Here is a 13,838-nt window from a genome sequence, read left to right on the forward strand (position 1 = left end):
AGAAGGAAGAAGGAAGAAGGAAGAAGGAAGAAGGAAGAAGGAAGAAGGAAGAAGGAAGAAGGAAGAAGGAATGAAGCAACCTTAAAATAGAACAGCTATCCTATAAATTTACAGTGCTTTCCATTGCCCGTGAGGTACACCTCCATACGGGCTTTCCAGCCTGCACTACAAAGCTTGATAATTAATATTTTTACTTGATAACTTGGGAATCTGCTGTATTTTATTGGTTTTAAATTACAGTATAAACCTTCCATAGAACTTTCCTGCTATAATAAAATTTATTTCTGCCTTGTTTGTTCCTTTGAAAAAAGTGTAAATATGTCTAAGCGCAGTGCTATAATATGAAAAAATATTATCGTGAATTTTTAATTAGAAATTGGCAACCTAATGACCGTAAAAAAGCAGCCAATATTATAGGTTCTATTCTAGCCGAATATAATCTAAATTGGGAACCAGAAGGAGCAGATAAAGACGCCTTAGAAATAGAAAAATTTTATCAAAATATAGGAGGAGAATTTTGGGTAATCGAAAAACAAGAAAAAATAGTAGGAACTGCTGCCTATTATCCCATTGAACGAGGTAATAAAGCAGTTGAAATTAGAAAAATGTACTTATTACCAGAAATCAGAGGTCAAGGTTTAGGAAAATTCTTATTAAAAGAATTAGAAAAAAGAATTGCTGAATGTCAATTTCAAGAAATTTGGATAGAAACAGCAACAGTCTTGCAAGAAGCTGTTAAATTATATGAAAGTAACGGTTATCAATTAACAACTGGTGTGGAAACTAAACGTTGCGACCGTGTTTATAAAAAAGTTTTAGATTCAGAGAGTCGGTTATAGGTTTTAAGTTGCATTAATTTATGTAAAAATAACTTGAACATTTCTTTGAGATACTGATAACTGATAACTGATAACTGATAACTGATAATATCAAATCTGTTAGTTTAGGAGTGTAACAAGAAACCGGGTTTATGAGAGATAGATATTAGTATACTGGGCGTTGAATATAAACCCGGTTTCTCTGCTTTTTTATACCGATACTACCGGATTTGATATAACTGATAACTGATAACTGATAACTGAAATAACCTACTCCCTAATTATGTACTTACGTTATTTAATTCCTTTTTTTGATCCTAAAGTCCAAACATGGGCAATAGAAGCCAGATTATTACGATGGTTAACATTTCTCTGGTTATCTATAGGTTTAGTAGTATTATTTTCAGCTTCTTATGCCAGTGGTTCAACAGAATATGGAGACGGTTTCTACTTCCTGAAACGCCAGTTAATATGGGTTTTCGTCGGAATGTTCGGATTCAATATAATTGTTTATACCCCCTTGTCGGGAATATTAAAAAATGCCAAAATAGGCATAATTTTGATACTCAGTCTGCTATTTCTCACCCTAATACCAGGAGTAGGAACCACCATTAACGGAGCAACTCGCTGGATATCTCTAGGTCCAATCATTATTCAACCCTCTGAACTAATGAAACCCTTCCTAGTATTACAAGCAGCTGATTTATTTAGTAAATGGAATCATATAACTTGGTTAACTAGAATAGTCTGGTTATCGATTTTTTCTTTGGTACTAGGAGCTATTCTCGTGCAACCAAACTTGAGTACCACAGCCTTATGTGGTATTGTCATCTGGTTTATTGCCTTTGCTGCTGGATTACCTTACTTTTATATTGGAGGTACTGCTCTAGCTGGATTTCTTTTAGCTACTATTAGTGTTAGTATTAATGATTATCAAAGAAGACGAATCCTTTCTTTTACCAATCCTTGGACAGATGCAACGGGTGATGGGTATCAGTTAATTCAAAGTTTACTAGCTGTTGCTTCTGGAGATGTTTGGGGACGTGGTTTTGGACTATCTCAACAAAAGTTGCATTTTCTTCCCATTCCCTACAGCGACTTTATATTTTCCGTATATGCTGAAGAGTTTGGTTTTGTAGGAGCTTTACTATTATTTCTCTTATTAACTGTCTACAGTATTATTGCTCTGAAAGTTGCTTTCAAAGCTAGATTAATGGAACATCAACTCGTAGCCATTGGAGTTATGATAGCCTTAGTAGGGCAGTCTTTACTAAATATAGGTGTTGCTACTGGGGCATTACCAACTACAGGTTTGCCATTACCAATGTTTAGTTATGGCGGTAGTTCAATGATTGGAAGTTTGCTTTTAGCTGGATTATTAGTTCGGGTTGCCAGAGAAGAAAATCAGGCAGAAGTTTTAACATTAAAAGAACGTCGTTTACAGAGGCGAAGTTAGCTTTTTCAGTTATCAGTTATCAGTTATCAGTTATCCGCACCTCTTACAAAAAGTCAATGTAAACTGATGTATATAGTTATTCTGAATCAGAATGAAACATTTTTTTAGCCGAAACTCTTTAACAGTAAGAAATTATTGTCTCAGTCTAAACCAGAATGACTATATAACTCCATTTTATTATGATAGGATATTAAGATTGATAGGACTTACCCATGAGCGCTATTGTTAGTGGATTGACACAGCTAAAATGGTGCGTTACGACGGATTGTTAAATATCTTTCACAGTCTAGATATGAACCGTCTAACGCACCCTACAATTTTGCTTTGCGTAAGTCCTGATAATAATTCATAAACTTTTAATTATGACTACACAATTAACAGAAAAAGCTAAACAATTAATTCCTAAAGCTAAAATAGTGAGCTTTAAAAATTGGGGGGAAGCTTTACCTGAAGAAATAATTCAACTATTTCAAATAGCTGATCACGAAGGTCGTTATCTCACAGACAAGGATTTTAACCTCCTCAAAAGTAATTCAGCAGTGCCAATTTTTTCTATTGAAGCTGCTAGTTTGCTAGGAGAATATGCCGCTGAAATTGTTGATGAAGCTAGAGAAAAAGTATTAACAACTTATCCTAATATTACCGCAGAAGGAGGAGATTTATATCCACCTATTAGAGCCAAATCTTGTTGGAGAGATTTTTGGCATTTTTTGCGTTGTGTTACTTATGGTATTGCTGGTAATAATATAGAATTTACCAGTGAAGAAGGACTTTATTATATGAATTTACTTTATCAAGAATTGTCTGTACCACTATCAGCAATGGTGTTGGGTTTAGAAGCTATGAAAACAAGTAGTTTAAAAAGATTTGACTCGGAAAAACAAACAGAATTAGCTCCTTATTTTGACCATTTACTGACTAAATTAAAACAATTTTCTTAAATATTTAGTAATGAGTATTTCTTTCCAATCCAAATAAGTCTGATGAATTGACAAAATTTTCATTTCTCAAGATTAGATGGCGATCTTTGTCTATACTAATCAACCCCTGCTGTTTTAATTTTCCTAATAGTCTGGTGACAGTTACTCGCGTTGTACCAATGGCAGCAGCAATATCTTGATGAGTCAAACGAATATTTAATAGAGTATCATCACCAACTGTTTGACCAAATTCTTGCTTCAATAAAAATAATAACTGATGTAGTCTATCTTCTACTCGTCGTTGTCCAGCGATCGCTAATAAAGCCTCCGTTTGTCGAAACCTTCTGCCTAACTGAGGCAACAACTCCTGGGTTAATTTTGGGGAAGCCTCTATTTCAATCATTGTGTAGCACATTAAACAGACATCTGACAAAGCAGTTGCCTGATAACTATGCAAATAGGAAAAACAACTGCCAAAACACATAGAAGGGCCAGCCCAACCCAAAAGACCTTCTTCAGCTATTGGATAAATGGTACTGAGTCGGACTAAACCTTGACATATTTGCCAAATACCTTGGGGAATTAAAGGTACGGTTTCTCCTTTCTGATAAAAGTGTAGATGACGTTCAGAGCCTAAATTATACTGATTAGTATCTATAGTTGCTCTTGAAGTTGGAGACATATTTTAGTAAAAAAATAGTGATTTCTTATACATATAGTTCTTATTTATCCTATATGAGTAAGGTAAAAATTAGGTAATCTTTTGATTACCAATAGGTTAAGCTCTATTAATTCAAAATTCAAAAGTTAGAATTAGTTTCGTAGCACAGCCTTCTAGGCTGTAACAACCTGGAAGGTTGTGTTACCACAACTTGTAGCACAGCCTTCCAGGCTGTAACAACCTGGAAGGTTGTGTTACCATTTATGCAACTTAGGACTTACGCAGGCGAACTCAGAAACCACAAGAGAAACCCGGTTTGTTTGCATCAGTCATAATAAAGGATATTTGCAACAGTGCAACATTTAACCTACTCAAAGCTATTCACCTTGAATCTGTATAGCATCACCAGTTAAAGTGATGGCTGTTGCCTGCAAAGCTCGTAGCATAATGTTACGAGCGCCTCCAATGGAAAAGCCTCTTTTAGTTCTCGTTCCTAAAATTAACTTAGGACAAACTTTAGCGAGTCATCCCACTTTTTGGTTATACATTCCTGGTGTTAGCAAATCTATTGATTTCAGGTTGATAGATGATAACAGTGAGACTGGGGAGAAAATTTATCAGACTAACTTGAAAGTGGAGTCGGAACCGGGAATTATTAGTTTCCAGTGGCTTTGTTGCACCACCTTTAGAGGTAGGAACAAAATATCGTTGGTTATTTGTTTTTAACTGTGTAGATGGAAAAGAAGAGTTGCGTGCTGATGGAATAGTTAAACGGGTAACAGCTAGCGATCGCTTGACAAATCACTTAAAATCTGCTACCACTGTGATGGAAAAAATAGATATTTATGCTGAAAATGGTTTGTGGCACGAGACTATTACGGAATTAGGAAATTTGCGTCGGAGTAATCCTGATGATGTAGCGATCGCTAATAAATGGAATAGTTTATTGCAGCAAGATAGTATTCGTTTTGAGGACTATGATTTGACTTGGGAGCCGATTCAAGATTGTTGTCATGTAGGCGTTCGGTAGGGTGTGTTTCGCTACGCGACATGTAAAGCGCACAACGTACAAGGCATCGACATATATATAGTACCTTTGCGTAAGTCCTGAACTTTCTAATCCATGCTTGACTAAATTGGGTCTTTTATGAAAATATTATTTCTGTAAAATCAGTAGAAAAATTATCTATGATGAAAAAAGAACAAAGCGATCGCTTCTTGACTTTTGAGAATGATAATGCTATTGAACATCGGCAAAACAAGTGCATTTACCAGTTATTTGAACAACAGGTAGAAAACACCCCGAACTCAGTGACGGTTGTGTTTGAAGACAAACAGCTAACCTATCAGCAGTTGAATGGTAAAGCTAATCAACTCGCCCGCTATTTGCAAGATTTGGGTGTAGGGCCAGAAGTGCTAGTGGGCCTTTACATCGATCGCTCTTTGGACATGGTTATTGCGATGTTAGGAATCCTGAAAGCAGGTGGTGCTTATGTTCCTTTAGCTCCGGTTTATCCGACAGAGCGTTTAGCTTTCATGGTGGAAGATGGGGGTTTGTCAATTGTAGTTACCCAAGAAAAATTGGCAGCAAAATTGCAGAATTTGACAACCCTAGGAATGTCTGCTCAGATAGTTAGTTTAGATAGGGATTGGGAAAACATATCGCCACAGAGTTCGGAAAATCTAGAGAGTAAGATAAGTTCGGAAAATTTAGCATACATCATCTATACTTCTGGTTCTACGGGAAAGCCAAAAGGAGTACAAATTGCTCACAAATCTGTAGTCAATTTATTACAGGCGATCGCTACTTCTCCAGGACTCAATGCTGACGATACCATACTAGCTGTCACTACCATATCATTTGATGTTTCGGTTCCGGAAATATATGGATTATTAACTGTTGGAGGTTGCGTTGTCATAGTTAGTCGAGAAGTAACCAAAAACCCAGAAGAGTTAATGGAGTTGCTAGCATCCCACAATCCTACAATCATGTCAGCAACTCCGGCAACTTGGCGAATGCTGCTAAATGGTGGTTGGCAAGGTAATCAAAATCTGAAAATTATTTCTACTGGAGAGAGTTTGTCGAGGGAGTTAGCAGACAAGTTATTAGAAAAATGTGACTCCCTCTGGAATTTATACGGCCCTACAGAAATTACTGTTTGGGCAACTATCTACCAGGTAAAATCCGGTGCAGGAGCAGTAGCGATCGGGCAACCAATTGCTAATACTCAAATTTATATTCTCGATCCGCATTAGAAACAAGTACCTTTTGGCGAATCAGGAGAGTTGCACATTGGTGGTGCAGGTTTGGCGAAAGGATGCCTAAATAGACCAGAATTAACTGCAGAAAAATTTATTCCCAATCCATTTAGCACGGAACCCAACTCCTATCTCTACAAAACAGGAGATTTGGCACGCTACCTTCCGGATGGTAACATTGAATGTCTGGGACGCATCGACGATCAAGTTAAAATTCGCGGTTATCGTATCGAACTAGGGGAAATTGAGGCAACTCTGAGCAAGCATCCTGAAGTAAAACAAGCTGTCGTTACTGCCCGGGAAGATATTCCTAATCAAAAACGTTTGGTTGCTTACCTAGTTCCCGGTTCGGAAGCAGATACAGAAAATGTAGCCAAGCAAACTGAGCAATGGGAAAAAATCTGGGATGAAGCTTATATTCAGCCAGAAAATGAGGAAGACGGAAGTTTTCATATCGGTGGTTGGAATGATAGCTATACCGGCAAAGACCTAGATCCAGAACAAGTGCGAGAGTGGGTTGAATATACTGTTGAGCGGATTCTCTCTTTGCAACCCAAGCGACTATTAGAAATTGGCTGCGGAACTGGTTTGCTTTTGTTTAGAATGGCTCCCCAATGTCAGCGCTATTACGCTACCGATCTTTCTGGGGAAGCAATTCGCTATTTAGAAGGAAAAATTGGTAACAGTGAGTTGGCATCCTCAGTAGTGCTGCGTCAGAAACCTGCGGATGGATTAGGAGAAATTGTTAATGAACCTTTTGATACAGCTATCTCTAATTCAGTGATTCAGTTTTTTCCTAGTATTGAGTATTTAGTTCAGGTTATAGAAACAGCGGTACAGTTGGTTAAACCTGGAGGTCAAATTTTTCTGGGAGATATTCTGAGTTTGCCTTTGTTGGAAATGTTTCATACGTCGGTGCAGTTATATCAAGCTTCTGCTTCTCTTTCGATCGCTGAATTACGGCAACGGATAAACTCGCGTCTTGCTAGGGAACAACGACTAATTATTGCTCCTGAATTTTTTATGGCTTTGAAAGGGCATTTTCCTAAAATTAGTCATGTAGAAATTCAACTCAAGCGTGGGTATTCTCAAAATGAATTGACTCGTTTCCGTTATGATGTGGTTCTGCATATAGGGAAAAAAGTCTCGACTCTGACAACTTCACCTGTGTTTCTTAATTGGGAGGAAAATCCCCCCCCTAACCCCCCCCTTTGAAAGGGGGGGGACTTGGATTGAGTGTGGATGGGATTTGCCAAAAATTGCTGGAAACTTCCCCAGAAATACTGGTTGTTACCAACATTCCTAACGCTCGAATTTGGGCAGATGTGCCAGCGATCGAATTGTTAGCAAGTTCCAATTGTCCGGAAACTGTAGGGGAACTGCGACAACAGATTACCGAAAACGGGATTGAACCGGAAGAATGGTGGCAATGTCAAGAAAAAGTTCCTTATCGGATCAATATTACCTGGCATGGTAATGGTGCTGATGGTTACTATGATGTAATATTCGTTCGTAATGATACCAATATCATTGCCGACAGCACTTTGGCATTGCTGAACCAAGAAATAAATCTTTCACTCCCCACACCTCCCACACCTCCCACACTCCCCACACCTCCCACACTCCCTACACCTCCCACACTTTGGAGTGCTTATGCTAATCAGCAATACACTGGAACTAAACATAGTCAATTAATTCCGCAGTTACGCGGGTTCCTGGAAGAAAAATTACCAGATTATATGCTGCCATCAGCATTTGTGGTTCTGGATGAACTCCCCCTGACACCGAGCGGAAAAATTGACAGACGCGCTCTCCCTGCTCCAGATAAATCTCGTCCGGTTCTGGATGTGGAATTAGTTCCACCGCGAAATCCTACAGAAGAAATTCTCGCTGGAATATGGGGAGAAGTTCTCAGTATCAATGAAGTGGGAGTTTTTGATAATTTCTTTATGTTGGGAGGAGACTCCATTGGTGCAACTCAACTGATTTCACGAGTGCGGGATACTTTCCAAATTGAACTTTCCCTGCATCGATTATTTGAATCTCCGACAGTAGCAGAATTTGGCGAACTTATTTTAGTAGCGAGTCGCCAACTATTAGCTCCTATTAAACCCGTATCGCGAAATGGAGAACTGCCCTTATCTTTTGCCGAACAACGACTGTGGTTTTTAGATCAATTGCAAGAAGGAAGTGTGGTTTATAACGAGCAAGAAGGTTTGCGTCTATCCGGTTCATTGTCTGTGGAAGCTTTAGAAAAAGCAGTCCAAGAAATTGTTCGCCGTCACGAGAGCTTGCGGACAAATTATCAGGCGATCGCTGGTTCTCCGGTGCGAGTTATTCACCCCGAACTGGAGTTAAAAATACCTATTATCGATCTACAACAGTTGCCGTCAGAGGAACAGTTAAAAGAATTGCAGCGTTTGGGCGAGGGAGAAATTCAGCAACCCTTTGATTTAGCAAACGATCCTTTAGTGCGAGTGACTCTATTACAATTGGCAGTTGATGATTATGTGTTACTGTTGACGATGCACCATATTATTACTGATGGTTGGTCAACTGGTGTATTTAGCCATGAGTTGGAAGTGCTTTATGGAGCTTATGTTCAAGGAAAAACTTCACCTTTACCCCAACTGCCAATTCAATATGCCGATTTTGCTGACTGGCAGCGACAACCGACAACTGCGGAAATTGTAGCACCGCAATTGGATTATTGGAAACAACAGTTAGCAGGAGCGCCGCCGCTATTATAATTACCTACAGATTATCCTCGAAAAACGGTGCAAACAGCTCTTGGGGGTAAAGAGTTTTTTGAGTTGGGAGTTGAGTTTACAAAACAGCTTAAGAGTCTGAGTCAAGAATTAGGAGTAACTTTATTTATGACTCTATTTACTGCTTTTAGCACTTTACTTTATCGTTATTCTGCTCAAGAAGATATACTGGTTGGTACACCCATTGCTAACCGCAACCGTAGTGAAATAGAAGGATTAATTGGCTTTTTTGTGAATACATTGGTGCTGCGAAGCAACTTTGAAGATAATCTCAGTTTTACTGAATTATTGCATCAGGTACGGCAGACTTCTTTGGATGCTTACGCTCACCAGGATATACCGTTTGAGCAGTTAGTAGAAGCACTGCAACCAGAACGCAGTCTGAGTTACTCGCCTATATTTCAGGTAGTGTTTGCTCTGCAAAATGCACCAATGGAACCTTTGAATTTACCAGGTGTGAGTTTTAATTGGTTGCAGATGGAAAGTGCTAAAGCTAAGTTCGATCTAACTTTGTCAATGGAGGAGACGGAAGCAGGATTAATTGGATATTGGGAATATAATCGGGATTTGTTTGCGCCAGCAACTATCCGTCGAGCTATCGGGCATTTTCAGACTTTGCTGGAGGCGATCGCTATTAATCCAGAAATGCGGGTGGCCGAACTCCCATTGTTAACAAAAGCAGAACGCCATCAGTTATTAGTAGAGTGGAATAATACCAAAATAACCTATCCTCAAAATTGGTGTATTCATCAGTTATTTGCACAGCAAGTAGAACGAACTCCCGACGCGGTAGCAGTTGTTTTTGAGGGCGAACAACTTACCTATCGTGAATTGAATGGCAAAGCAAATCAACTGGCGCAGTATTTGCAAACCTTGGGAGTTAAACCGGAAGTTTTAGTAGGTATTTGCGTAGAGCGATCGCTAGAAATGATAATAGGATTGTTGGGCATTCTCAAAGCAGGTGGAGCTTATGTTCCTCTTGACTCCAACTCTCCACCAGAACGCCTAGCTTTTATACTTGAGGATACTCAAATTTCCATTCTTCTGACACAAGAAAAGCTGAAATCTACAATTCCTGCCGTTGCCGATATTACCATCTGTTTAGATGCTCAGTGGCATCAGATTGCACAACACGCTCCCACAAACCTGACAACTTCCGTTGAACCCAACAATCTAGCATACATCATCTATACCTCCGGTTCAACTGGTAAACCAAAAGGAGTATTAATTCAACATAACAATGTCAACCGACTGTTTGCAGCAACTCAATCCTGGTTTGACTTCAATAGTAACGATGTTTGGACTCTATTTCATTCATACGCTTTTGACTTTTCAGTGTGGGAAATATGGGGAGCATTGCTCTACGGAGGATGTTTAGTGGTTGTGCCGTATTGGATTAGCAGATCGCCCCAAGATTTTTATAAATTGCTTTGCGAACATAAAGTCACGGTACTCAATCAAACCCCCTCAGCTTTTCGGCAGTTAATTCAAATTGAGGAGTCTGTCAAGACCGAAAATCCTCTCCAACTTCGTTTTGTTATTTTTGGCGGAGAAGCTTTAGAAGTCAATAGTCTAGAATCCTGGTTCGAGCGACATGGTTATAGTTCTCCTCAACTTATCAATATGTATGGCATCACTGAAACCACAGTTCATGTTACTTATTGCCCGTTAACAATATCAGACCTAAAACGTAGCGCTAGTCCCATCGGTTCCCCCATTCCAGATATACAAGTTTACATTCTCGATAAAAATCTCCAACCCCTGCCCATCGGAGTACCAGGAGAACTTCATATTGGCGGTACCGGATTAGCCAGAGGTTATCTCAACCGTCCGGAATTAACCGCAGAAAAATTTATCCCCAATCCCTTTAGGACGGAACCAAATTCCCGTATTCAAAAAATTGAAGATCGGGAACGCTACCCTAACGACACCAAAACAACTTATCCTCAAAATCAGTGCATTCATCAATTATTTGAGTCACAAGTAGAACAAACTCCCGATGCGGTAGCAGTTGTTTTTGAGGGCGAACAACTCACCTATCGTGAATTGAATCAGAAAGCAAATCAACTGGCGCAGTATTTGCAAAGTTTAGGAGTGAAACCGGAAGTTGTGGTGGGTATTTGTGTAGAGCGATCGCTAGAAATGATCGTAGGATTGTTAGGCATACTCAAAGCAGGTGGAGCTTATGTTCCATTTAATCCAGCAGAAATTAACGAGCGTTTTGCTTTTGTCTTTGAAGATAGTCAAGCATCAGTGTTATTAACCCAACAATCATTTCTAGATAGACTTCCTCAAATTGATTGCCCAGTCGTATGCTTAGATACAGACTGGGAAAGCAACTCGAAGGATGAGGAAAACCAACCCCAAAATTTGGCTACCGCTGAAAATCTCGCCTACATTATCTATACTTCTGGCTCAACTGGTCAACCCAAAGGAGTGCCGATTTCTCATGGCAATCTTTCTCCTCTCCTACATTGGGGATATCAACACTTGCAACTCACCGCAGCCGATCGCTGTATTCAATATCTTTCTTATTACTTTGATTGGTCAGTTTGGGAAATATTTATGACCCTAACTTCCGGTGCTTCTCTGTTCATTCCCTCCCAGGAAGACGCTCTAAACTTTACCAAGACTCTTGATTTTATCAAAAAAAATCAAATTACAGTTCTGCACAGTACCCCTACTCAATTTCAGAATTTAATGAGCGATCGCCAGTCATTAGCAACCCTAAAATATGTTTCTCTGGGTGGAGAAGCAGTAAGTTATGAGCTAGTTAAGCGCTCTCACCAATTACTTTCTCCAGATTGCCGTATTTTTAATATGTACGGACCAACAGAAGCCACAATTATTACAACTGTTCAAGAAATAGAGCGATCCAATATTGACTTATATCGGGATTTACCAACTGTTCCCATTGGCGTCCCCATTGCCAACGCTAGCTGTTACATTCTCAATGCCAACAATATTCTGCAACCTATTGGGATTCCAGGAGAATTGTATATTTCCGGAGACGGTGTAGCACGAGGCTATCTTAACAGGGAAAAATTAACTTCCCAGAAGTTTGTTGTTGCTGATTCCCAGTCAGATTTTCTACCCTCGACTCTTATGTATAAAACAGGTGACTTAGCGCGTTGGTTGCCCCATGGAAATATAGAGTTTATCGGACGTATCGATAATCAAGTCAAAATCCGAGGTTTCCGTATCGAACTCGGAGAAATTGAGGCAACTTTAACTCAAAATCCAAATGTGAGCGAAGCCGTCGTTATCGTTCGAGAAGATACTCCCGGAGACAAACGCATCGTTGCCTATATCGTTGCGAAAGCAGAAGTAACATCCTCTCAGTTACGGAGTTTCCTAAAAACAAAACTACCAGATTACATGATACCTTCTGCTTTCGTCTTTTTAGATGCCATACCTCTAACTCCCAATGGCAAAACTAATCGTCGCGCTCTCCCCGCACCAGATACTACTCATCTCTCTCAAGCAACAGGAATAGCACCCCGCACCACCACCGAACTGAAACTGGTACAAATTTGGTCGGAAATTCTCAATATTCCTACCTTGGGAGTGCGAGATAATTTCTTCGAGTTAGGTGGTCATTCCCTGTTAGCAGTCCGCTTAATGGCTCGGATCGAACAGCAATTTGGCATCCATCTACCTTTAGCAACTCTGTTTACCGAACCCACCATCGAATCTATTGCCAGTTTATTGAATTCTGCTACCGACGCCCAATCTTTTTCCCCCCTCGTACCGATTCAGAAAACAGGAGATTTACCACCTTTCTTCTGCATTCATCCCGTGGGAGGCAACGTTTTGTGTTATACAAAATTAGCCGATAGTTTAGTCAATACCCGACCCGTTTACGGTTTGCAGTCCCCCGGTTTATATGGAAATTCTCAACCGTTAACTCGCATTGAAGACATGGCTGCTTGTTACATTGAAGCCTTGCAGACAGTGCAACCAAAAGGACCTTATTATTTAGTCGGTTGGTCTTTAGGTGGTGTCGTTGCTTGGGAAATGGCACAGCAACTACAAGATTTAGGAGCAGAAGTTAGTTTATTAGCTTTAATTGATAGTTACGCACCTACAGTTCTTCAAAAAGAAATTGATGACACTTTTCTGACTAATGCTCTAGTTACCGATCTTGGGGCTATGTTTGGCAAGGAGTTATCAATTTCTGCCAACGAACTCCAGCAACTTTTACCAGAGGAACAATTAAATAGTATCCTCCCAGAAGCCAAACGCCTAAATATTTTGCCGCCAGAAATCAGCATCGAACAGATGGAACGGTTGTTTGAGGTGTTCAAAGCTAACCTGAAAGCGATGTATAACTATGTACCATCACCTTATGCTGGTAAAACAGTTCTGTTTTGTGCTAGCGATCAAGTTTCTCAACGAGGTTGGAGTTCTCTAGGGACGGAAGCGATGGAAACTTATATTATTCCTGGAGACCATTATGGGATGCTGCGGGAACCAAATGTGGGGGTTTTGGCTAAACAGTTAGAAATTTGTTTACAGCGGTTTTCCTAAACTGTAAAGCACACTAGGGACGTTGTATAAGGGCGTCCCTACAAGGTTTGGGTTATGACAATGTGGTTCATCAAGAGTGAAAAGCGCTGTCATTTCAGTTATCAGTTATCAGTAGAGAGTGAACCTCTGACTAAAGTCGGAGGCTGGAAATACTGATTTATCACGAACCGTGTTCAAATTTTTTCATCCCCGAACCAGGGGAGGCTTTATACCTCTTTTTTTGGTCAGGACTTATGCAACATAACGTATTTCTTTCATTGCGAGGCTCGCAGCGCCAGCGACAGGGTTTCGCTCCGCGACATCGAAAGCACAACATTCCGTCAGGAAAATAATCTCAAATGCCTAAAACTCCTTCCCAATGCGTAAGTCCTGTTGGTAAAAAAGACGTAGAAATATTAGCACTTACCCAAATTCTGAAATAATAAG

Annotated in this window: 7 protein-coding genes and 2 pseudogenes; 8 read left to right on the forward strand and 1 reads right to left on the reverse strand. The window is 39.8% G+C overall.

Annotated features, from left to right (window positions below):
- Positions 1–341: 341 nt before the first annotated feature.
- The 3 genes from VKJ25_RS16890 to VKJ25_RS16900 all read left to right on the forward strand — a co-directional run bounded on the left by VKJ25_RS16890 (position 342) and on the right by VKJ25_RS16900 (position 3,215).
- Positions 342–839 carry a GNAT family N-acetyltransferase gene (locus VKJ25_RS16890; RefSeq protein ID WP_324237806.1) on the forward strand — a complete coding sequence of 166 codons (498 nt, stop codon included), beginning with the start codon at positions 342–344 and terminating at the stop codon, positions 837–839.
- A 262-nt stretch (positions 840–1,101) separates the two neighbouring features.
- Complete coding sequence (locus VKJ25_RS16895; RefSeq protein WP_324237807.1) at positions 1,102–2,274, forward strand: FtsW/RodA/SpoVE family cell cycle protein; 1,173 nt, start codon at positions 1,102–1,104, stop codon at positions 2,272–2,274.
- Positions 2,275–2,636: 362 nt separating this feature from the next.
- Positions 2,637–3,215, forward strand: a complete 579-nt coding sequence (locus VKJ25_RS16900; protein ID WP_324237808.1) for a phycobilisome protein — start codon at positions 2,637–2,639, stop codon at positions 3,213–3,215.
- 4 nt (positions 3,216–3,219) lie between these two features.
- Here VKJ25_RS16900 and VKJ25_RS16905 read toward each other — a convergent pair whose 3' ends face one another.
- Positions 3,220–3,876, reverse strand: a complete 657-nt coding sequence (locus VKJ25_RS16905) for a Crp/Fnr family transcriptional regulator (protein ID WP_324237809.1) — start codon at positions 3,874–3,876, stop codon at positions 3,220–3,222.
- 396 nt (positions 3,877–4,272) lie between these two features.
- Between VKJ25_RS16905 and VKJ25_RS16910 the strand changes: the two genes are divergently transcribed.
- The 5 genes and pseudogenes from VKJ25_RS16910 to VKJ25_RS16930 all read left to right on the forward strand — a co-directional run bounded on the left by VKJ25_RS16910 (position 4,273) and on the right by VKJ25_RS16930 (position 13,412).
- Positions 4,273–4,581 carry a DUF928 domain-containing protein gene (locus tag VKJ25_RS16910; protein ID WP_324237810.1) on the forward strand — a complete coding sequence of 103 codons (309 nt, stop codon included), beginning with the start codon at positions 4,273–4,275 and terminating at the stop codon, positions 4,579–4,581.
- A 10-nt stretch (positions 4,582–4,591) separates the two neighbouring features.
- Positions 4,592–4,885: pseudogene (locus VKJ25_RS16915) on the forward strand (DUF928 domain-containing protein); the annotation flags it as partial.
- Between the two features lie 158 nt (positions 4,886–5,043).
- A complete protein-coding gene (locus tag VKJ25_RS16920) occupies positions 5,044–6,111 on the forward strand; it encodes an AMP-binding protein (RefSeq protein ID WP_324237811.1) in 1,068 nt (355 codons plus the stop codon).
- Positions 6,112–6,141: 30 nt separating this feature from the next.
- Positions 6,142–7,329, forward strand: coding sequence for a class I SAM-dependent methyltransferase (locus VKJ25_RS16925; RefSeq protein ID WP_324237812.1), 1,188 nt, complete (start codon positions 6,142–6,144; stop codon positions 7,327–7,329).
- Between the two features lie 524 nt (positions 7,330–7,853).
- Positions 7,854–13,412: pseudogene (locus tag VKJ25_RS16930) on the forward strand (non-ribosomal peptide synthetase).
- The last annotated feature ends 426 nt before the right edge of the window (positions 13,413–13,838 follow it).

The sequence above is a fragment of the Okeania sp. genome, from assembly GCF_035285525.1.
Taxonomy (GTDB): Bacteria; Cyanobacteriota; Cyanobacteriia; order Cyanobacteriales; family Microcoleaceae; genus Trichodesmium.